19 protein-coding genes are annotated in these 20812 nt (G+C 50.2%); 6 read left to right on the forward strand and 13 right to left on the reverse strand.

Annotated elements, in window-relative coordinates:
• Position 1: 1 nt before the first annotated feature.
• Both secF and HMPREF2952_RS04875 read left to right on the forward strand, forming a co-directional pair.
• Positions 2-937, forward strand: coding sequence for a protein translocase subunit SecF (gene secF / locus HMPREF2952_RS04870; RefSeq protein WP_003686183.1), 936 nt, complete (start codon positions 2-4; stop codon positions 935-937).
• Positions 938-1260: 323 nt separating this feature from the next.
• Entirely contained in the window at positions 1261-2142 is an 882-nt protein-coding gene (locus HMPREF2952_RS04875) for a carbohydrate kinase family protein (RefSeq protein WP_049330901.1), read from the forward strand.
• A gap of 79 nt (positions 2143-2221) precedes the next feature.
• Here HMPREF2952_RS04875 and HMPREF2952_RS04880 read toward each other — a convergent pair whose 3' ends face one another.
• The 5 genes from HMPREF2952_RS04880 to rimP form a co-directional block, all read right to left on the reverse strand.
• The gene (locus HMPREF2952_RS04880) at positions 2222-2779 is read right to left on the reverse strand and encodes a nitroreductase family protein (protein WP_049330902.1); all 558 of its coding nucleotides are present in this window, start codon (positions 2777-2779) and stop codon (positions 2222-2224) included.
• A 110-nt stretch (positions 2780-2889) separates the two neighbouring features.
• Positions 2890-5628 (reverse strand): calcium-binding protein, encoded by a 2739-nt coding sequence (locus HMPREF2952_RS04885; protein WP_070695334.1) that lies wholly within the window; start codon positions 5626-5628, stop codon positions 2890-2892.
• Between the two features lie 350 nt (positions 5629-5978).
• Entirely contained in the window at positions 5979-8870 is a 2892-nt protein-coding gene (infB, locus tag HMPREF2952_RS04890; protein ID WP_070695335.1) for a translation initiation factor IF-2, read from the reverse strand.
• A gap of 11 nt (positions 8871-8881) precedes the next feature.
• Positions 8882-10387: a transcription termination factor NusA gene (gene nusA, locus HMPREF2952_RS04895; protein WP_049330906.1), complete on the reverse strand. Its 1506-nt coding sequence runs from the start codon at positions 10385-10387 to the stop codon at positions 8882-8884.
• A gap of 27 nt (positions 10388-10414) precedes the next feature.
• Positions 10415-10846 carry a ribosome maturation factor RimP gene (gene rimP / locus HMPREF2952_RS04900; protein ID WP_003685973.1) on the reverse strand — a complete coding sequence of 144 codons (432 nt, stop codon included), beginning with the start codon at positions 10844-10846 and terminating at the stop codon, positions 10415-10417.
• A gap of 342 nt (positions 10847-11188) precedes the next feature.
• Between rimP and serC the strand changes: the two genes are divergently transcribed.
• Complete coding sequence (gene serC / locus HMPREF2952_RS04905) at positions 11189-12295, forward strand: phosphoserine transaminase (protein ID WP_070695336.1); 1107 nt, start codon at positions 11189-11191, stop codon at positions 12293-12295.
• A 63-nt stretch (positions 12296-12358) separates the two neighbouring features.
• Here the strand turns inward: serC and HMPREF2952_RS04910 are convergent, their stop codons facing one another.
• The 4 genes from HMPREF2952_RS04910 to rnhA form a co-directional block, all read right to left on the reverse strand.
• Positions 12359-13552: an LD-carboxypeptidase gene (locus tag HMPREF2952_RS04910; RefSeq protein WP_070695337.1), complete on the reverse strand. Its 1194-nt coding sequence runs from the start codon at positions 13550-13552 to the stop codon at positions 12359-12361.
• A gap of 73 nt (positions 13553-13625) precedes the next feature.
• The gene (locus HMPREF2952_RS04915) at positions 13626-14024 is read right to left on the reverse strand and encodes an HIT family protein (RefSeq protein WP_004519320.1); all 399 of its coding nucleotides are present in this window, start codon (positions 14022-14024) and stop codon (positions 13626-13628) included.
• Positions 14021-14335: a hypothetical protein gene (locus tag HMPREF2952_RS04920; RefSeq protein WP_049335391.1), complete on the reverse strand. Its 315-nt coding sequence runs from the start codon at positions 14333-14335 to the stop codon at positions 14021-14023. The genes HMPREF2952_RS04915 and HMPREF2952_RS04920 overlap by 4 nt, the downstream gene beginning before the upstream one ends.
• A 10-nt stretch (positions 14336-14345) precedes the next feature.
• Positions 14346-14783, reverse strand: coding sequence for a ribonuclease HI (rnhA, locus tag HMPREF2952_RS04925; protein WP_049335392.1), 438 nt, complete (start codon positions 14781-14783; stop codon positions 14346-14348).
• A 126-nt stretch (positions 14784-14909) separates the two neighbouring features.
• Between rnhA and HMPREF2952_RS04930 the strand changes: the two genes are divergently transcribed.
• On the forward strand, positions 14910-15299 hold the full coding sequence (locus HMPREF2952_RS04930; RefSeq protein WP_004519323.1) for a PH domain-containing protein: 390 nt from the start codon (positions 14910-14912) through the stop codon (positions 15297-15299).
• Positions 15300-15311: 12 nt separating this feature from the next.
• Entirely contained in the window at positions 15312-16181 is an 870-nt protein-coding gene (gene tehB / locus HMPREF2952_RS04935; RefSeq protein WP_039861960.1) for an SAM-dependent methyltransferase TehB, read from the forward strand.
• Positions 16182-16237: 56 nt separating this feature from the next.
• On the opposite strand, the gene HMPREF2952_RS04940 is transcribed toward tehB, so the two are convergent.
• Positions 16238-16738, reverse strand: coding sequence for a GNAT family N-acetyltransferase (locus HMPREF2952_RS04940; RefSeq protein WP_004519325.1), 501 nt, complete (start codon positions 16736-16738; stop codon positions 16238-16240).
• 13 nt (positions 16739-16751) lie between these two features.
• Entirely contained in the window at positions 16752-17288 is a 537-nt protein-coding gene (locus tag HMPREF2952_RS04945; RefSeq protein WP_004519326.1) for an isochorismatase family protein, read from the reverse strand.
• Positions 17289-17441: 153 nt separating this feature from the next.
• On the opposite strand from HMPREF2952_RS04945, the gene argS reads away from it, so the two are divergent.
• Positions 17442-19355, forward strand: coding sequence for an arginine--tRNA ligase (argS, locus tag HMPREF2952_RS10945; protein WP_004519327.1), 1914 nt, complete (start codon positions 17442-17444; stop codon positions 19353-19355).
• A 158-nt stretch (positions 19356-19513) separates the two neighbouring features.
• On the opposite strand, the gene HMPREF2952_RS04955 is transcribed toward argS, so the two are convergent.
• Together HMPREF2952_RS04955 and HMPREF2952_RS04960 are read right to left on the reverse strand one after the other, a co-directional pair.
• Positions 19514-19870 carry a SpoIIAA family protein gene (locus HMPREF2952_RS04955; RefSeq protein WP_003678720.1) on the reverse strand — a complete coding sequence of 119 codons (357 nt, stop codon included), beginning with the start codon at positions 19868-19870 and terminating at the stop codon, positions 19514-19516.
• Between the two features lie 18 nt (positions 19871-19888).
• Entirely contained in the window at positions 19889-20779 is an 891-nt protein-coding gene (locus HMPREF2952_RS04960) for a DMT family transporter (RefSeq protein WP_004519328.1), read from the reverse strand.
• Positions 20780-20812 lie beyond the last annotated feature (33 nt).

Here is a 20812-nt window from a genome sequence, read left to right on the forward strand (position 1 = left end):
CATGGAATTATTTAAAATCAAACGTGATATTCCGTTTATGAGCTACGGCAAACTGACGACTTTTATTTCGTTGGTTACGTTTATCGCCGCCGTGTTCTTTTTGGTAACCAAAGGCCTGAATTTCTCCGTCGAATTTACAGGCGGTACGGTGATGGAAGTCCAATATCAGCAGGGCGTGGATGTGAATAAAACGCGCGAACGCCTCGATACGCTGAAAATGGGTGATGTACAGGTTCAGGCCTTGGGTACGAATAAACACATTATGATTCGCCTGCCGAACAAAGAAGGCGTAACGTCTGCACAGCTGTCCAACCAAGTGATGGATTTGCTGAAAAAAGACAACCCTGACGTTACCTTGCGCCAAGTCGAATTCATCGGCCCTCAGGTTGGTGAAGAATTGGTTACCAATGGTTTGATGGCATTGGGCTTCGTGGTGGCAGGTATTATTATTTACTTGTCCATGCGTTTTGAGTGGCGTTTTGCAGTATCCGCGATTATTGCGAATATGCACGATATCGTGATTATTCTCGGCTGTTTCGCCTTCTTCCAATGGGAATTCTCATTGACTGTCTTGGCAGGTATCTTGGCTGTTTTGGGTTATTCCGTAAACGAATCTGTGGTGGTATTTGACCGTATTCGCGAAAACTTCCGCAAGCCGCATATGCGCGGCCACACTGTGCCGGAAGTCATCGACAACGCGATTACTGCAACCATGAGCCGTACCATCATTACCCACGGTTCGACCGAGGCAATGGTTGTTTCTATGCTGGTGTTTGGCGGTGCAGCCTTGCACGGTTTCTCTATGGCGCTGACTATCGGTATCGTGTTCGGTATTTACTCTTCCGTATTGGTTGCCAGCCCGCTCTTGCTGATGTTTGGCTTGAGTCGTGAGAACATTGCCAAAGAAGTGAAGAAAAAAGAAGAAGTTGTAGTTTAATCGCTGCAATGCTGCGATAAAGGCCGTCTGAAAATTGATTGAATCAGTTTTCAGACGGCCTTTTGTATTTAAATTTCAGAATATTTTGTTTTAATGAAACAGGAGGGGATAAATGTGAAAGAAAAAGAAAAAATAGGAACAATATAATTTTGTGATGAATCAAGTTTATTGTCTGATATTCCCTTAATTGCTTGTCAGTCCCAATATTTTAAAACATAATACTTTTGCCCCCGATGCTGGAGTTTTACTACAAGTACATGATTTGCAAAAATCTGTCGGGTGTGCAGACCCTGCCAATCAACCTCAAAAAAGGAAGGCCAAGAATGAAAGTAACCAGTTTCGGCGAAGTGCTGTGGGACGATTTTCCAAACGGAAAGGTATTGGGTGGTGCACCCCTAAATGTTGCTGTCCGTTTGCAGTCTTTGGGTATCGATGCTGTCATCATCAGTCGTCGCGGCGATGATGCCGATGGCGAGGAATTGCTACGTCAAATTCAAAGTAAAAACGTCAATACTGATTATTTGCAGGTTTGTCACGAATGTGCGACCAGCTTGGTGAAAGTACACTTGGACAAGTCTGGCAGTGCGTCTTATGAGATTGTTTATCCTTGCGCGTGGGACAGGATTGCGGTTGATGATGCGGCAATCAAACGTGTGGCAGAATCAGATGCTTTCGTTTTTGGCAGCTTGGCAACCCGCGATGAAGTTTCGCGTAAAAGCTTGGCGGTTTTGCTGAAAGAAGCCAAATTCAAAATTTTTGACGTTAATCTGCGTAAGCCTCATTACGATATTGACCGCTTGCTTGAGACCATGAAACAGTCCGATATGGTCAAACTCAATGATGATGAGCTGTATGAGTTGGCTGCGGCTTACGGTTCTCCTTATCACAGTATCGAACAAAATATCGGCTACCTCGTTGAGCTGACCGGCGTCAAAATCTTGTGTGTGACTTTGGGTAGTCATGGCGCGGTTTTGTATAAGGACGGCGAGTTGTACCGTCATTGCGGTTTCCGCGTCAAAGTGGTGGATACTGTCGGCTCCGGCGACAGCTTTCTTGGTGGTTTGACTTACAAGCTGCTCAATAATGCGCCTCCTCAAGAAGCCATTGCTTTTGCTTGTGCGCTGGGTGCATTGGTGGCTTCACGTCATGGCGCGACGGCGGATATTTCTTTGGAAGAAGTTGAAGCGTTTATGAATCCTGCTTGATATTTTGACAAGAGACATAAAAAGGCCGTCTGAAAACCATTAAATCAGGTTTTTCAGACGGCCTTAGTATTTTCAGGCTTTACCAATAAGTTGTAAAACATTCTAAGTTGGTATTTTTCGGGCCGCTTCCTTCTTCGGTCGGCGAACCAATCATCATCAGGCCGATGATTTTGTCTTTGTCGGCACACTCAAATGCTTCGCGCAACAATGGGCTGTTGACCCACATGCCCGTAATCCAAACATTGTCGAAGCCTTGAGCAGAAGCAGCCAGTTGTAAAGCATAGGCGGCGCAGCCTGCAGTCAGCATTTGCTCCCATTCAGGTTTGGGTTTCGCCACTTCACGGTTTGGCGCAAATGTAACGCCAATAATCATAGGCGCCATGTTGCCGACGCGTTCGGCCTTTTTCATGGCATCATCACCGAAGTTGAGTTCGGTAACGGTCTTGCCCAAAAGCTCGCGGAAACGTTGTAAGCCGGCCTCGCTTTGAATTACAGTAAAGCGGTAAGGGCGCATATTGCCGTGATCAGGTACTTGTGTTGCCGCTTGCAGCATTTGTTCCAGTTGCTCGGCATTGGGTGCAGGAGCAGTCAGTTTTTTGGAAGAGCGACGAGTGGTGAGGAGATTTAAGGCATCCATTTTTATTCTTTCTTGTGAATTCGAATGAGAATAATTATATAGCAGAACGATAAATAAATCAGCAAAGGACTAAGGCCGTCTGAATTAAGGTTTCAGACGGCCTTTGAGTTTTACAGGATACCGTTGTTTTGTGTATTTTCAGTAATCAGTGCTTTGCTGATTTCATCGGCGGTGTAGCTCTTACCGTTTCCGAATACAAAGCTGTCGACATTATTGTTGGCAATGTCATGGATGGTCAGGGTGTCGCCTGTATCTTTGATGGTTAAGACCCAATCATCGCCGGTTTTCAACTGTAAATCTTTCAGCGTCAGCCCTTCTTTGAAAAGGACTTGGGTATCGCTGCCACCATACGGATTAAAGGTGTCGTTGCCGCTGTTTCTGCCAAACATGATAACGGTGTTGTCGGCACCCGGGTCGGTAATGGTATCGTTGCCGCCGGCCGTATCAACGATGTTGATGCCTCGGCCCAAAGTAATGGTTTCATCGCTTCGGTTGCCCCTGTATTCGACAACAGAAGTGTAATGCGACAAATCTAAATCGCTGTTGTCGCTATCGGCGTGGATGGCGTGATTGAAGTTGTTGTACACATCACGGTTGAGTTCTTCAACGGGTTGGCCTGTGTATTGGACGATGTTTTTGTTGCCGATCATGTGCGGGATAGACAGTTTGAAGTGGTTGATCAGCTCGCCTGTGCTGTATGAGGTATTGCCGTCAAACTGAAACTCGGAAATCGCACCATAAATACCGCTTTGGTTTTTGATGGTTAAAACATCGTCCGTGCCTTTAATGCGGATATGCCAAGTATCGCCATCCAACAGGGGGGGGGATACAAATTGGTTGCTGTCGGGTATGTCGGCAATCCCGGTTTTGTCGTAACCTTTTTCAACGGTAATTTCGAGGTCGTCAAGGGTAATGCCGCCGGTAAATTTAACGACATTAGCGTTGAGTCTGTGTAGGCTTGCCTCGCTATCAAAACCGAAGTTGTAGTCGAAAATGGTGTCGTGGCCGTAACCTTTTCCGAAAACATAGGTGTCGTTGTGTTCTCCGCCTTCCAGATAATCATTGCCTGCGCCGCCGTCGAGTAAGTCGGTGCCTACATGGGCATAGAGTTTGTCGTTACCGTTGCCGCCGTAGAGTTTATCGTCGGAAGCGGGTTCGTTGCCGTAATAGGTTTCGCTGTGTTCGCGCAAGATGTCATCGCCGTCGTGGCCATAGAGGATGTCGCGGCCGTCGTTGCCGCCGTCGATTTCATTGTTGCCTGCATTGCCATGCAAAGTGTCGTCGCCGTTTGTGCCGACAAAGTTAATGTTTTTGGCTTTCAGCGCTTGGAAGGCTTGTTGGAACTGTGCGGCAGTGTAAGTTTGGTCGCTGAACTGGAAACGGTCGATGGAAATGCTGCCATCAGCACCGATTTGGTTTTGAATCAAGGCTGAACCTTGATCCGAAGTAATTTCCCAGCTTTGGCTGCCATCATCGTTATGAATGGTCTTCAGGTTGAGCTTGGCATTGTTCAGGCCGTCTGAAAACTTGAGGGTATTGATGCCTTGGTTGTCGATAATGGTATCGTTGTCGCCGTAGATATAGGTATCGTTTCCGGCGCCGCCTTTCAGAATGTCTTTGCCGTTGCCGCCCATCAAAATATCGTTGCCAGCATCACCGTTGATGAGATCGTTACCGTCGCCGCCATCCAGATAATCGTTGCCGTCGCCGCCGTTGAGGTTGTCGTTGCCGCCCATGCCGTAAACGGTATCATCACCGCGTCCGCTGTTGAGGCGGTTGCGGCCTTCGTTACCGGTCAGGATGTTATTGCTGTTGTTGCCGGCGGCAAAAATATTGGCCGAGCCGGTCAAGGTAACATTTTCGACGTGGGTGGCGGCAGTATGGGAAATGCTGCTGAATACGGTGTCTTCGCCGCCGCCAGCCTGTTCGATAACCACGTCTTTTGTGTTATCAACATAGTAAGTGTCATTGCCGTCCCTGCCTTCCATAATGTCGGCACCGGCCTTGCCGTCGATAATATCATCGCCGGATGTGCCAATCAGGTGGTCATTGCCGTCGCTACCATCGATGGTCTTACCGCTTTCGGTATATTCAGTCAGGGAAATATCGAAATATTTGGCAAAGCTGTTTACATCCAGTTTTTGTGTGCCGATGATGAATTGGGAGACTGCCGGTGTTGTACCGTTTTGAGTGTATTGGTTTTTGATGGTTAAAACGGCGTTGCTGTTTTTCACGGCAATCAGCCAGTCTTGACCGCCGGTTTCGTTGTTTCGGGCTTCAACGGTTAAATCGTTAAGGCTTAGGTCGGTATGAAAGCGGATGCTGTTGTGGCCTTGATTGTCGATGATGGTGTCTTGCTCGCTTTTGGCAGAGAAAAGGTAGGTGTCGTCACCTTCGCCACCTTCAAGCACATCGTTGCCTGCTTCGCCATTTAGGGTGTCATTGCCTGTTTCGCCGAAAAGACAGTCGTTGCCTTCGCCGCCATTGATGAAATCGTTGCCGCCGCCGCCGTAAACGATGTCGTCACCGCGACCGCTGTTGAGGCGGTTGCGGCCTTCATTGCCGATGAGGATGTTGTTACTGTTGTTGCCTGCGCCGAAGATGTTGGCTGTACCGGTCAAAACAAGGTTTTCAACGTGGTTTGGAAGGGTATAGCTGACGTTGCTGTAAACCGTATCATCGCCTCCATTTGGGTTTTCAATGATTTTATCGTCGCTGCGGGTTACATAATAAACGTCATCTCTCGAAGTACCTGTTGTTGCTTGTGCAAGGGCGGAAGGTTGTAATTGCTCTAAATGTCGTAATTCAAATTGCGCATTGCGAATGCGCATTGCTTTTTCGATTGTCATGATATTTTCTTTAGATATTGATGAGAGTAACAAGGAAGTAAACGTATCCGGCATATGGCCGGTATTGCTTAATTTGTATTGTGTTTAGGCTGTATATACTAGTGCCGAAATTTGAGAAAAACAACTGAAACGTTAAGATATGACAATATATAGAGAGCCTTATCAGGCTTAGTTTGCCGTCTATTCTTTTGCCAAATGGCTTTGCCTTGTGCGGCTGTTTTGTTTCTTATATACCACACATCAATTTCCATAGTTTCAAACTATGAATGGTTGTAAAAAGGCCGTCTGAAAAAAAGAAGCAGGTTTCGCATTGCAAAACCTGCTTCTGATTTTTCAGACGGCCTGTCTGATTACAGAGTACGGGCAACTTCGACGATGTCGAAACATTCGAGTTGGTCGCCTTCCATAATCTCGTTGTAGCCTTTGAGCATCAGACCACACTCGAAGCCCATGCGGACTTCTTTGACGTCGTCTTTGTAGCGTTTCAAAGAAGACAGTTCGCCGGTATGGATAACCACGTTGTTGCGGATGAGGCGGACATGGGAATCGCGTTTGACCACGCCGTCGGTAACCATACAGCCTGCAATATTGCCGACTTTGGATACGCTGATAACCTGACGGATTTCGACCGTGCCGGTTACTTGCTCTTTCTCTTCCGGAGAGAGCATACCACTCATGGCGGCTTTCACGTCGTCAATGGCATCATAAATGATGTTGTAGTAACGGATTTCCACGTTTTCATTCTCAGCTAGTTTGCGTGCGGAAGCATCTGCACGGACGTTAAAGCCGATGATGAATGCGCCGGAAGCAATGGCCAAGTTGACATCAGATTCGGTAATGCCGCCCACGCCGCTGTGCAACACGTTCACTTTCACTTCGTCGGTGGACAGTTTTTTCAGGCTGCCCGCCAAAGCTTCGTAAGAACCTTGTACGTCTGCCTTAATGATGACAGACAAGGATTGGGCTTGGTTTTCGCCCATGTTGTTGAACATGTTTTCCAGTTTCGCAGCCTGTTGTTTGGCCAAGCGCACGTCGCGGTATTTGCCTTGACGGAAGAGGGCGATTTCGCGCGCTTTTTTCTCGTCGGCCAACACCATTGCATCTTCGCCTGCGTTCGGTACGTCGGACAAGCCGAGGATTTCGACAGGGATAGAAGGGCCGGCTTCATTGATGGCTTTGCCGTTTTCGTCAACCATTGCACGGATTTTACCGAATGCAGTACCGGCCAGCAGCATATCGCCTTTTTTCAGCGTACCGCTTTGAACCAGCAATGTGGCAACCGCGCCGCGGCCTTTGTCCAAACGTGCCTCAACAATGATACCTTTGGCAGGTGCATCGACTGGGGCAGTCAGTTCCAAAACTTCAGCTTCGAGCAAGACGGCTTCGAGCAATGCATCGATGTTCAGGCCTTTTTTAGCGGAAACGTCGATAAACTGTACATCGCCGCCCCATTCGTCAGGCACGACTTCGTGCGCAGTCAGCTCTTGGCGGATACGCTCTGGGTTGGCGGCTTCTTTATCGATTTTGTTGACGGCAACCACCATCGGTACGCCCGCAGCTTTAGCGTGGGCAATGGCTTCGATGGTTTGCGGCATCACGCCGTCGTCGGCTGCAACCACAAGAATCACGATATCGGTTGCTTTCGCACCGCGCGCACGCATTGCGGTAAACGCTTCGTGACCCGGAGTATCCAAGAAAGTAATCACGCCGCGAGGGGTTTCAACGTGGTATGCACCGATGTGTTGGGTAATGCCACCCGCTTCGCCTTGTACCACTTTGGCGCGGCGGATGTAGTCCAGCAGGGAAGTTTTACCGTGGTCAACGTGACCCATCACGGTAACAACCGGTGGACGCGGCAATGCTTCGGCTTCTACTGCTTCAACGCCTTCATCCAGGAATGCTTCAGGGTCGTCGGCTGCAGCAGGTTTGCCGATGTGGCCGAGTTCTTCCACCACAATCAGGGCAGTGTCTTGGTCGATGGATTGGTTGATGGTTACCATCATGCCCATTTTCATCAGGGCTTTAACCACTTCGACGCCTTTAACGGCCATTTTGTGTGCCAAATCGGCAACGGTAATGGTTTCAGGTACCAAAACTTCGTGTACGACAGGTTCGGTTGGTGCTTGGAAGGCGTGTTGGTTTGGCTCAAGTTTGAGTTTTTTGCCTTTTTTGCCGCCGCGTACGCGCTCGTCGTCGCCAGTGCGTGCATTGCGGTCACGTCCGCCTTTGCCGCCTTTGCCTTTAGCATTGCGGCCTTGAATGTCTTCATCACGCTCACGACGGTCTTCTTTTTTACCGCGCACGTTGTGTTCGGATTTGCCTTCGCCGGATGCTGCTTTGGCTTTCTCGGCAGGTTTGTTGCGTTCGCCTGATTTGGCTTCTTTCGTAGGTTTTGAGTCTTGAGCGGCCTGTTGTTTCATGGCTTCGCGGCGTGCTTGACGCTCTTGTTTTTCTTTCAACAAAGCTTCTTGATGCGCACGCAGGGCGGCGGCACGACGGGCCTCTTCATCGCGTTGAGCCTGTTCTTCCACGCTGACGACAGGTTGCGGTACGGCAGGAGCGACAGGTTTGGCTGCCTTTTTCGCTTCTTTGCCTTTGCCGCCTTTGTCTTGTTTGGCTTTGGCAGTTTTTTTGGCTTCGGCTGGTTTTTCAGCTTCAACGGATTTTTCAGACGGCTTGTTGTCTGCTTTAGCCTCAACTTTTGCTTCGGCCTTGGCTTCTACGGCTTCAACCGGTTTGGCTTCTTCTTTTTTGGCTTCGGCAGGTTTGCCTTCCGCTTTTGGTGCGGTTTTGGCTGCTTTCAGTCTGGCTGCTTCGGCCTCTGCTTTAGCACGGGCTTCGGCTTTGGCGGCAGCTTCTGCTTCAGCTTTGGCTTTTTCTTCGGCAGCTTGGGAGGCTGCTTTTTCTGCTTCGGCTTTTTGGTTTTCCGCTGCTACTTTGGCTTTGGCTTCCGCTGCCAATTCTTCGGAAGAAGGAATAGTAACGGCACGGCTGCGGCGGCGTGTTTCTACTTTTACGCCGTCAACGGTGCTGACTTCGGTTTTTTTGCGGCGGATGCTGATGGTGCCGCTGTTGCTGCCGTTTTTCTTTTGCAGGTAAGCGGTCAGCAATTGTTTGTCGTCAGTGGTTATGCTGTCATTACCGCTGTTTTTATTGACCCCGGCTTCTTTCAATTGTTTAAGCAAATCATCGACGGGGCGGTTTAGTTCGGCGGCAAATTGCGCTACGGTTGTATTACTCATTCAGTACCCCCTTAGTTGTTTTCTTCAGTAAACCAGTGTTCGCGTGCAGCCAAAATCACTTTTTTGGCTTCTTCTTCGTCAACACCGGTAATTTCGACCAATTCGTCAACAGACAATTCGGCCAGATCATCGCGTTGGGTAACGCCGGCTTCGGCCAGTTTGCGCAACATGTCGGAATCTACGCCGTCCAAATTGCGCATGTCTTCAGACACTTCACCCAGTTTTTCTTCTGCGGCGATGGTAATGGTCAGGATAGCGTCGCGTGCGCGGTTGCGCAGGGTTTCAACGATTTCTTCGTCAAAGCCGTCAATGGCGAGCAATTCTGCCGCTGGAACGTAAGCAACTTCTTCCAAAGTGGCAAAGCCTTCTTCCACCAAAATATCGGCGGTTTCGTCGTCGATGTTCAAGTGGGTGGTGAAGAGGTTGCGGATAACCGCGTCTTCGGCGGCATTGCGTTCGTCGGCTTCTTCAACGGTCATGATGTTCAGCTGCCAGCCGGTCAGGATGGAAGCCAGACGGACGTTTTGACCGCCGCGGCCGATGGCCAGCGCCAGTTGGTTTTCATCAACGATCACGTCAACGGCGTGTTTGTCTTCATCAATTACAATGCGGCTCACTTCGGCAGGAGACAGCGCATTCATTACGAATTGGGCAGGCTCTGGAGACCACAATACGATGTCAATGCGTTCGCCGGACAATTCGTTGCTCACGGCGTTAACACGGGAACCGCGCACGCCGATACAAGTACCTTGCGGGTCGATGCGTTGGTCGTTGGCTTTAACGGCAACTTTGGCGCGTTGGCCGGGATCGCGTGCTACTTCGCGGATTTCCAACAGGCCGTCTGCAATTTCAGGCACTTCGTTGGCGTAGAGTTTGGCCAAGAAGTCGCCGCTGGTACGGCTCAAAATGACTTGTTTGCGGCCGGTATTGCCGATTTCGTCCACACGCAGGAAGAGGGCGCGGATGCGGTCGCCGCTGCGGAAGTTTTCGCGCGGAATCATTTCTTCGCGCGGAATCAGGGCATCGAGTTTGCCTGCGACAACTTCAACGATAATGCCGTGGCGCTCGACGCGTTTTACCGTACCGGAAACGATGTCTTCTTTAGAAGCGAGGAACTCGTTCAGGTTTTGCTCGCGCTCCGCATCGCGGATGCGTTGCAGGATGATTTGTTTGGCAGTTTGCGCGGCTTGGCGGCCGAAGCCTTCGTTTGGCAGCTGCTCTTCGTAGTATTCGCCGATTTGGATGGTGGTGCCGGGAATTTCTTCTTGGATTTCCTCGATGGTTTTTTCTACGTCGGGGTAGGTGTAGTCTTCATCGGCAACAATCAGCCAGCGGCGGAAGGTTTGGTATTCGCCGGTATCGCGGTCGATTTCGACACGCACGTCCATGTGCTCGCGGTCGGCTTTTTTCTTGGCGGCAGTAGAGAGGGCGAATTCAAGGGCTTTGAATACGACTTCCGTTTCAACGTTTTTTTCACTTGCCAGCGCTTCGGCTAGCTGTAACATTTCGCGACTCATTTTCTAGAATCTCCAAGTAATCGGTTTTTAAAATTTAAATTCGGGGCGCAAACGGGCTTTGTCGATGTTGCTCAATTCGATTTGGGCAGTTTTGCCGTCGAAAGAGACGGTAACGATGTCGTTTTCGCAAGATTCGATGCGGCCGATGAAGTTTTTCTGACCATCAATCGGCAGGCGTGTTTTGATTTTGGCGTTCTGGCCGGCAAAGCGCACGAAGTCGGCGGCTTTTTTCAACGGACGGTCAAGGCCCGGGCTGGAGATTTCCAAACGTTTGTAGTCGATGTCTTCAACCATAAACACGCGGCTCAGATGGTTGCTGACAGTGGCGCAGTCTTCGACGGTGATGCCGCCTTCTTTATCGATGAAAACGCGTAAATCGCCTTGTGCGGTCAGTTCGAAATCGACCAGCTCGTAGCCCAAGCCGGGCAGGGTTTTATCAAGAATGCTTTGAATATCCATGCTTCTCCAGAAGTACATAAACAAAAAAATGGCCGCGCGGCCATTTTTCGTGTGATTTGAAAAATTGGCCTATTATAACTGTTTTCAAGATAAAAGAAAAGCGTTGATTTGGCGTGGATTTTTTGAAGTGATTGCGTAAATGGAAGGATAGGGGCGAGGCCGTCTGAAAAGGAAATTGTTGACAAGTTTTGATGTGGTGTCTCTGAAATTATTTTGGAAAACAAAGAATTGGTGTTGCTTTGTTTTCAGGCGGCCTTGTATTTCCTGGTTTTTCGTGCTTGCACAATGTGCAAGGCGGTTCTACAATTTCCTTATACTCTCCGAATAAGAAAGAAGGCCGCCATGTTCGCACATCCGATTTACAATTTTTCCGCAGGTCCTGCCGTATTGCCGGAAGCGGTATTGCGTACCGCGCAACAGGAAATGCTCGACTACAACGGTACGGGTTTCCCCGTGATGGCGATGAGCCACCGTTCGGATATGTTTTTGAGCATTCTGCATCATGCCGAACAAGACTTGCGCCAGCTTTTGAATATTCCGTCCAACTATAAAATCCTGTTTTTACAGGGCGGTGCGACCGCGCAATTTAATATGGTGGCCATGAATTTAGCGCACGGTTTTACGACTGCCGATGCGGTGGTAACGGGCAACTGGAGCCGTATTGCCTATGAACAGATGAGCCGTTTGAGCAATGCCGAAATCCGTTTGGCCGCGCATGGCGGCGAGCAATATGCCTATAAAAACCTGCCTGCGGTGGAGGATTGGGATGTCAACCCGAATTCTGCGTTTGTTCATTTTGCGATTAATGAAACCGTAAACGGTTTGCAGTATCAAAACGTCCCCAAACTTTCAGACGGCCTGCCGCCGCTGGTGTGCGATATGTCGAGCGAGATTTTGTCGCGTGAGTTTAATGTATCCGATTACGGCTTGATTTATGCCGGTGCACAAAAAAATATCGGTCCTGCCGGTGCGACCGTGGTCATTATCCGCGAGGATTTGCTGGAGCGTTGTCCGAACGATATTCCCGATGTGTTCAACTACCGCTCTCACATCAACCGCGACGGTATGTACAACACGCCGTCCACCTATGCGATTTATATGTCGGGTTTGGTGTTCCGCTGGCTGCAAACGCAGGGCGGTGTGAAAAAAATTGAAGCGGTCAATCGAATAAAGGCTCAAACCTTGTATGAGACGATAGACGGCAGCGGCGGTTTTTACATAAATGATATTCATCCTGATGCGCGCTCCAAAATGAACGTGGTCTTCAAAACCGCAAGTGAAGACTTGGACCGCCGCTTTGTGTTGGAAGCCGAGTTGCAGGGCTTGTGCCTGCTTAAGGGCTATAAAACCGTCGGCGGTATGCGTGCCAGTATTTACAATGCGATGCCGCTTGAAGGTGTGAACGCGTTGGCCGACTTTATGAAAGATTTCCAACGACGTTACGGTTAAGATGAAGATATAAAAAGGCCGTCTGAAACTGGGTTTCAGACGGCCTTTTGATTTGAATAAGTCTTATTCGGTGACTTCTTCAGTGATGCTGTCGCGGTAGATAGTGCTGTCGTAAGTCGGAACAGGAGGAGGCAGCAGGCTGTCGAGTGTCAGCGCGGACGGGTTCAGCGTAGGATAGCCACTGAAGGTTACGGAATAACCGCCGTTGCCGTTACTGCGGACTTTGGCATGCGTGCCCAAAGGGAAAGTGGTTTTGTTGGTGATGTGGCCGAATGGGAAGCCGGTCAACACAGGAATCTTGGCGGTGCGCGAAATGTGGTTGACTACGGCGGAGAAATCGTAGTTGGAGTCGTACACGTCGCGGATGGTGCCCATGCGGAAATCGCCGAAGATGATGGCGCGTTGTTTTTGCAAAACACCTGACAGATAAAGCGTGTTGAGCATGCGCTCGATGCGGTAGGGTTGCTCGCTGACGTCTTCGATAAAGAGGATGCCGCCTTGAATATCAGGCATATAAGGCGTACCGGCGAGGGAGGCGAGAACGCTGAGGTTGCCTCCCCACAATGTGCCTTCGACGTTGACATCGGCGCGTTGGATGGTCGGAACATCAACGATGTTGACGTTGTTGGTCGTGCCGCGGATGAACGAATCCATGGTAAAGACGCTGGGGTCTGCTTTGCCGAATTCGCTGTACACCATCGGGCCTGCAAAGCTCATCATATTGCCTTTGGCCAACAGGGCGAGTTGGACGGCGCACACGTCGCTGAAACCGAAGAATAATGTGCCGCGTTCGCGCATTCTGGCGCCGAGTGAGGCAAAGTCAATTTGCGGCAGGATGCGTGCCGCGCCGTAGCCACCGCGCAGGCCCATCAAGATTTTAGGCGTTTCGACACGACCGCTGGCAACGTCTTGGAAGTCGGCGGCGCGTTGGGCATCGCTGCCGGCAAAGCGTTGGTAACGGCGGCTGCCTGCTTGTTGGTTGGTCACGGTAAAGCCTGCGTTGTAGAGGCGGGTCAGGCCGGTGGTCACGCGGTTGGGGTCTTCGGCGAAGCCTGACGGCGCAACAACGCGCAGGAGGTTGTCGCCGGAACGTGGCGGATGGGGTTGCTTAGGTTGCACGGTTTGGGCTTTCGCGGTGGTGGAAGTGGTTTTGGTTTGCGGTGTGGTGGTCGTGCCTGTGCCGCAGGCTTGTAGCAACCCTGCGCCTGCCGCGGCAGAGCAGGTACGCAGGAAATGGCGGCGCGTGGTGGAGTTCATTGAGGTTTTCCTTTCGTTATATGTTCAGACGGCCTGAACTAGGCGTGTCGGGCCTTGCAGACCGTCTGAAAGTTTAAGCGATTAAGTTTTTGATTTGTTCCGGCCAATTTTCGGGCAGGGTCATACCGTGTTCGCGTACGGGCGCGGCCCAAATCGGCGCAGGAAAGTTGGCGTCGTTTTCAAAGCGGGCGATGACGTGCCAATGCAAGTGAGGCACAACATTGCCGAGGCTGGCCAGATTGATTTTGGCCGGGCGGAAGACTTGGCGCATTGCGGCTTCAACCTGATACACCATTTCCATGATTTCATTGCGTTCGGCAGGGGAAAGGTCGGTCATCTCGGAAACATGGTTATTCCAAATCACGCGGCAGAATGCCGGTGCGCCGGCTTCATTGTGGACGGCGATAACGCGCAGGTTTGGCGTTTGCAGCAAAATATCTTCGTTGTCGGCAGTGCAGATGGGGCAGGTCATGGGTTTTTCTTTCTCAGTCTGAATAGGAATCGGATGATTTCAATCAGGATTTTTAGAACAAGGTAAATGGCAGTCAGAGATATGAATGCGAAAAGCCACGGTTCAGGTATAAACCACCAAAATAAATAGGAGGGCGTGATTAAGTCGGCACATTCTTCGGCACTCTTAACGTGATCGCACAAGCCAAAGCGAAAAAAATCATTGACATCATGAAAGGGCGAATAGGCGAACATAAGTGCTATGGGCGTCACACAAATCAATGCAATGATGGCAATCCAAAAGAATGGTTTGAGATGTTTGAGTGCAGTCATGGATGAAATGTTATAAAAATTTTGCCGCGCCCTTATTGGCAAGTTCGTCGGCTTTTTCGTTTTCTGGGTGTCCGGCATGGCCTTTTACCCATGTCCAGCGGACATCGTGTTGTTGAACCAAACTATCCAGCTCTTTCCATAAGTCGTCGTTTTTAACCGGTTTTTTGGCGGCGGTTTTCCAGCCGTTTTTTTTCCAACCGCGTATCCAGCTTTCCATGCCGTTTTTGACGTATTGCGAGTCGGTGCAGATGACGACTTGGCAGCGGCGTTTTAGGGATTTCAGGCCTTCGATGACGGCAGTCAGTTCCATACGGTTGTTGGTGGTTTCGGCTTCGCCGCCGAACAGTTCTTTTTCGTGTGTGCCGTAGCGCATAAATACACCCCAGCCGCCTGCGCCGGGGTTGCCTTTGCATGCGCCGTCTGTGTAGAGGTAAACGGGTTTATCCATGGGCATGTCTTTGTCGAATAAGGCGGTATCATTATCATAACATAAGGCCGTCTGAAATATCGGCAAATACGGTTTACGCGTGTAAAATACCCTGCGCTTTATCACTCGTATAGAAAGAAGGCAGATATGGGATTGTTCAGCGGCCTTTTGGGCAATGCTTCGCAAAAAGACGCCGATGCGGTGGAACGCGATTTGGCGAATATCCTGATTGATGGCGAACAGGTAAAAATGGCATTCAGCCTGGTGCGCGATTTGATTGTGTTTACCGAATATCGGCTGGTGTTGGTGGACAAGCAGGGGTTGACCGGCAAGAAAGTGTCTTACCGTTCGATTCCATACCGTTCAGTATCGCGCTTTTCGGTGGAAACCTCGGGTCATTTTGATTTGGATGCCGAGCTGAAGATTTGGGTTTCTTCCGGCGAGGTGCCAACCGAAACCTTGCAATTTAAAAGCGACAAGAGCGTGATTGCCATTCAAAAAGCCTTGGCAGAAGCTGTGTTGAAACCGTCAAAATAGAAAGGAAACATGATGAGCGAACAGCAAGAATTGTTTTGTTACAAGCAGATGCCGGTGTGGACGGCGGACGAGATTCCCGAAGCCTTGTTGTCCAAACACAATACTGCCGCCGGTACTTGGGGCTGCCTCAATGTCCTCCAAGGCCGTCTGAACTTCAATGAAGTGGACGAGGCGGGCAATGTTACGTCCACGCACGAGCTGACGCCTGAAAGCGATGATTGGATTATCCATCCGCAAGCATGGCACTTTATCGCGCCGCAAACGCAAGACACGGAAATCCAACTGTCGTTTTACTGCGAGGCGGCAGACTATTTCAATAAGAAATACGGCATGAGCGCGACACATTCGGCCGTCCGTGCTGCCGAAGGCATCGTACCTGTCGGCAAGGTTTTGGATATGGGCTGCGGTCAGGGCCGCAATGCGCTGTATCTGGGTTTGAAAGGTTTTGACGTTACCGCTGTCGATAATAATCCCCATGCGGTTCAAAACGTGGAAGAGCTGGCGCGTATCGAAGAGTTGAATGTCCGCGCGTTTGAATACGACCTCAACGCCGCCAATATTCAGGAAAACTTCGATTATATGGTGGCGACCGTGGTGTTTATGTTCCTGATGCCGCGTTACGTTCCTGACGTGATTGCCAATATAAAGGAACACACCAACCCCGGCGGCTACAACCTGATCGTGTCTGCGATGGATACGGAAGATTTCCCTTGCCCGATGCCGTTCCCGTTCAAGTTTAGTGAGGGCGAGCTGCGCGAATACTATAAGGATTGGGAATTGGTGGAATACAAGGAAGAGCTGGGTTCGATGCACGCGAAAGACGAATTCGGCAATCCGATTCAGTTTAAATTCGTTACCATGCTGGCGAAGAAACCGGAATAAAGGTTTTGCCGTCAAAAGGCCGTCTGAATTCAGTTTTCAGACGGCCTTTGCCGTAATCAATCCACAATCCTTTTGCCCAAAATCACCACGTCTGCCAACATGGTTTCCAAGTCGCAGACTTGTGGCAGCCGCCCCCATTCTTCAAAACCGAAACGGTGAAACAGGTTCAGGCTCGGATAGTTGTGGCCGAACACAAGCGCGATGACGTTGTGGATGTCTAAGGACGGTGCGCGTTCGAGCATGTGCCGCAACAGGATTTTGCCCACGCCTGCGCCGCGCATATCGTGGCGGACATAAATGCTGACTTCCGCGCTGATGTGGTAGGCGTAGCGCGGATGGTAGTCACTGAAACTGCCCCATGCCAATACGGTGCCGTCGGCATCGTAAAGGGCGTAGATCGGGCGTTTGTCCGTGTGCGCGGCAAACCACATTTCACGCTCGGCAACCGTGGTCGGCGACAAATCGGCCGTGGATTGGCGCGTGGCCACGGTGCTGTTGTAAATATCGACGATGGCGGGCAAGTCTTGGCGCAGGGCAGGACGGATGGTGTATTGCATTTCAGACGGCCTGTTATTGAATTAGTTTGGAGATAGTCTTAAAGGCCGGATGTTTGGCATCGCCGAGCAGTTGGAACAAAATACTTTCGACATTGGAAACGATAATGCCTTGACGGCTCATTTGCGCCAAACCATTGTCGCGGTTGGCCGTTGTGCGCGAGGCGGTGCATTCGAAAGGCAGGAATACGGCGTAACCTTGCGCCTTCAAATCCAAGGCCGTCTGAAGCATACAGATATGCGCTTCAGCACCCATCAAAATAACGTTTTTAATGTCGTTTTTGCGTAAGATTTCCTGAATTTCGGGCAAAAACGCCGAAAATTGGGTTTTCTCGACAATCGGCGTGCCTTCGGGCAACAGCAGCGATACGGCGGATACGGTGCTGCCCAAACCTTTCGGATATTGTTCGGTTACGGCAAAGGGGATGTCCAAAGCCGTCAAACCTTGAATCAGCAGGCGGCAGCGTTCCAACATTTCATCCGCGCCGGAAAGGGCGGGCAGCAGGCGTTCTTGAATATCGACAATCAGACAAAGCGTATTTTTCGGGTTCATGGCTTTTCCTTTCAGACGGCCTTTACAGCAAAATCGTTGAATCAGAATGCAATCATATAACAAGCCGCTGGAAAAGTATTGCAGCTTGCCCTGTTTTAAAGCCCGAAATTCTTTTAAAATACCGCCTGATTTGAATTGATAGAGACCGACAACATGAATTTATACCAAACCGTCGAACGTGAAGCCCAAGCAGCCTTTGCCGCCGCAGGCATTGCCGACAGCCCCGTTGTTTTGCAGCCGACCAAGAATGCCGAACACGGCGATTTCCAAATCAACGGCGTGATGGGTGCGGCGAAAAAAGCCAAACAAAATCCGCGCGAGTTGGCGCAAAAAGTGGCCGAAGTATTGGCGGACAACGCTGTGATTGAAAGTGCGGAAGTAGCCGGCCCGGGCTTTATCAACCTGCGCCTGCGTCCTGAGTTCCTCGCCCAAAACATTCAGACGGCCTTAAACGACGCGCGTTTCGGCGTAGCAAAAACCGACAAACCTCAAACCGTCGTTATCGACTATTCTTCGCCTAATCTTGCCAAAGAAATGCACGTCGGCCACCTGCGTTCCAGCATCATCGGCGACAGCATTTCGCGCGTGTTGGAATTTATGGGCAACACCGTTATCCGTCAAAACCACGTCGGCGACTGGGGTACGCAGTTTGGCATGTTGGTCGCTTATTTGGTTGAGCAGCAAAAAGACAATGCCGCGTTTGAGCTGGCTGATTTGGAACAGTTTTACCGTGCCGCCAAAGTACGCTTTGACGAAGATCCTGCCTTCGCTGACACTGCACGCGAATACGTTGTGAAGCTACAAGGCGGCGATGAAACCGTTTTGGCGTTGTGGAAACAGTTTGTCGATATTTCGCTCTCGCACGCCCAAGCCGTTTATGACACGTTGGGCCTGAAACTGCGTCCAGAAGACGTGGCGGGCGAATCGACATACAACAACGATTTGCAGCCCGTGGTCGATGATTTGGCTCAGAAAGGTTTGGCAGTCGAAGACGACGGCGCGAAAGTCGTGTTTTTGGACGAGTTCAAAAACAAAGAAGGCGAACCTGCCGCATTTATCGTGCAAAAACAAGGCGGCGGCTTCCTTTATGCTTCCACCGACTTGGCGTGTTTGCGCTACCGCGTCGGTACGCTTCATGCCGACCGCCTGTTGTATGTCGTCGACCACCGCCAAGCCCTGCACTTTGAGCAACTCTTTACAACTTCCCGCAAAGCAGGCTATCTGCCGGAAGATGTAAAAGCCGAGTTTATCGGCTTCGGCACCATGATGGGCAAAGACGGCAAACCGTTCAAAACGCGCAGTGGCGACACCGTGAAACTGGTTGATTTACTTGATGAAGCGATCAATCGAGCCGAACAAGTCGTAAAAGAGAAAAATCCAAAATGGCAATTAACAACAGAATTAGAAGATGGATTAAAAAAGATTTCTTCTTTAACTAATTCTGATAATTTAAAAAATAAATTAAAGTACAACTTAGAAAATAAAAAGTTGGAAATTACTTTGGAAAACGATGTTGTGTATCATCTTCCTATCGATAAGATTGACAAGATTGTCAGAGGAGCAGAGGAATATACTGATACAGCATTAAGTGATGCAGAGAAAATTGCCCGAGTTGTCGGCATCGGCGCAGTCAAATATGCCGATTTGAGTAAAAACCGCACCAGCGATTATGTGTTCGACTGGGATGCCATGCTTTCGTTTGAAGGCAACACCGCCCCCTACCTGCAATACGCCTACACACGCGTGCAAAGCGTGTTCCGCAAAGCAGGCGAATGGGATGCAACCGCGCCAACCGTTTTGACCGAACCTTTGGAAAAACAACTGGCCGCCGAGCTGTTGAAATTTGAAGACGTACTGCAAAGTGTGGCAGATACTGCGTATCCGCACTACCTCGCCGCCTACCTCTATCAAATTGCCACTCTGTTCAGCCGCTTCTACGAAGCCTGCCCGATTTTGAAATCAGAAGGCGCAACCCGCAACAGCCGCCTGCAACTGGCGAAGCTGACCGGCGACACGCTGAAACAAGGCTTGGAATTGCTGGGTATTGATGTATTGGATGTGATGTAAGTTTTTGAATAAAAACGATGAAAGGCCGTCTGAAACTTTGCGGGTTGCAAGGTTTCAGACGGCCTTTTTTTATGCTTTGAAAAATATTGTGATACCGTTGATTTTGAGCCTAAGCGGTTTTGAATTTGCTCAGGTAATGCGTTTAGACGGCCTTATCTTTATTTCAAATTGCTTGCCAACAACCAAGCCTGTGCTTCGGCAGCATCGCTGAAATATTTGGGATGTTGGTTGGTCAAGAGGCTGGAAAGGCGCGCGCCGAGTTTGATCCAAATGTCGTCGGTAATGACGGCAACGCGGCCGAAGTCGGTTTCGTGTTGGTTGAGGAATTTGATTTGCTCAACCGCCATATCGATGGTGAAGTCTTTCAGCATGGACAAGTCCAACAGGATGTCGGGCAGATGGACTTTTTGTTTCGCGGCCAACAAGGCTTCTTCCAATTGGCGGAAATCGTCCAAAGTGAACTCGTTGTACAGCGCTACGTTTAAGCCGTAAGATTGTTCGCGGATGGAAATCATGGTGTTCTCCTTGTTAAATTATTGCTTCATCAGAAATTTTTTGATTGAGGCCGGAGTAAAACTGCTGAACACGCCGCCTGCAACAATGATAACCATGCCGACAGCTTCCTGCCAAGTGATTTTATCGCCGAAAAGCAATACGCCGGATAGGGCGGAGAAAACGACGGTCAGGTAGGAAAGCGAGGCAACGGTAAATTTCTTGCCGACCTTATAGGCGCGGGTCATGGCCAATTGTGCAATCATGGCGGAGATGCCGTTGCCGGCCAGATAGGGCAGGGAAGAGATGGTCAGCGGATGCCAGCCTGTGATGGTGCTCCAGACTGCGCCCATAATCAGGCCGGTAAGCGAGAGGTAAAACACCACGCGCCAGCCCGGCTCGCCCAAAAGAGAGAGTTCGCGCACCTGCAAATACGCCCAGCCCGACATGGCGCCACCTGCCAAACTGACCAGCGCGGCAAATTCTTGTCCGCCTTGAAAAGATGGGTTGAGCAAGAGGATAACGCCGATAAAGCCCATAACCAAAATGGCTTGGGTATAAAGCGTAATTCTTTCTTTTAAAATGAAAAATGAAAAGATGGCCAGCCAGATGGAGGACGTGTAGTTGAGCGTGACGCCTGTTGCCAGCGGCAGGTGCATGACGGAATAAAACGTGCACATCATGGCAAGCGTGCCGATGACGCTGCGGTTGAGATGGGTTTTCCAATGCGGCGTGGAAAACGTGTTGCCTTGCGCTTTGGCCATGATGCCTAAGAACAGGGTGGAGACCAGCATGCGCCAAAAGACCAGCTCGCCGCTGGAAAAGCCGAATTGCGTTGAGGCGGCTTTGATGGAGAGGTTCATGACGGTAAAGCCGAGCGCGGCAATAACCATCCATGCCGAGCCGAGCGGATCTTTTCTGACGGTTTCCATTTGATGGGTATATAAAGCGATTTTATTAATAAG

The organism is Neisseria sp. HMSC068C12 (genome assembly GCF_001814095.1).
Taxonomy (GTDB): Bacteria; Pseudomonadota; Gammaproteobacteria; order Burkholderiales; family Neisseriaceae; genus Neisseria; species Neisseria perflava.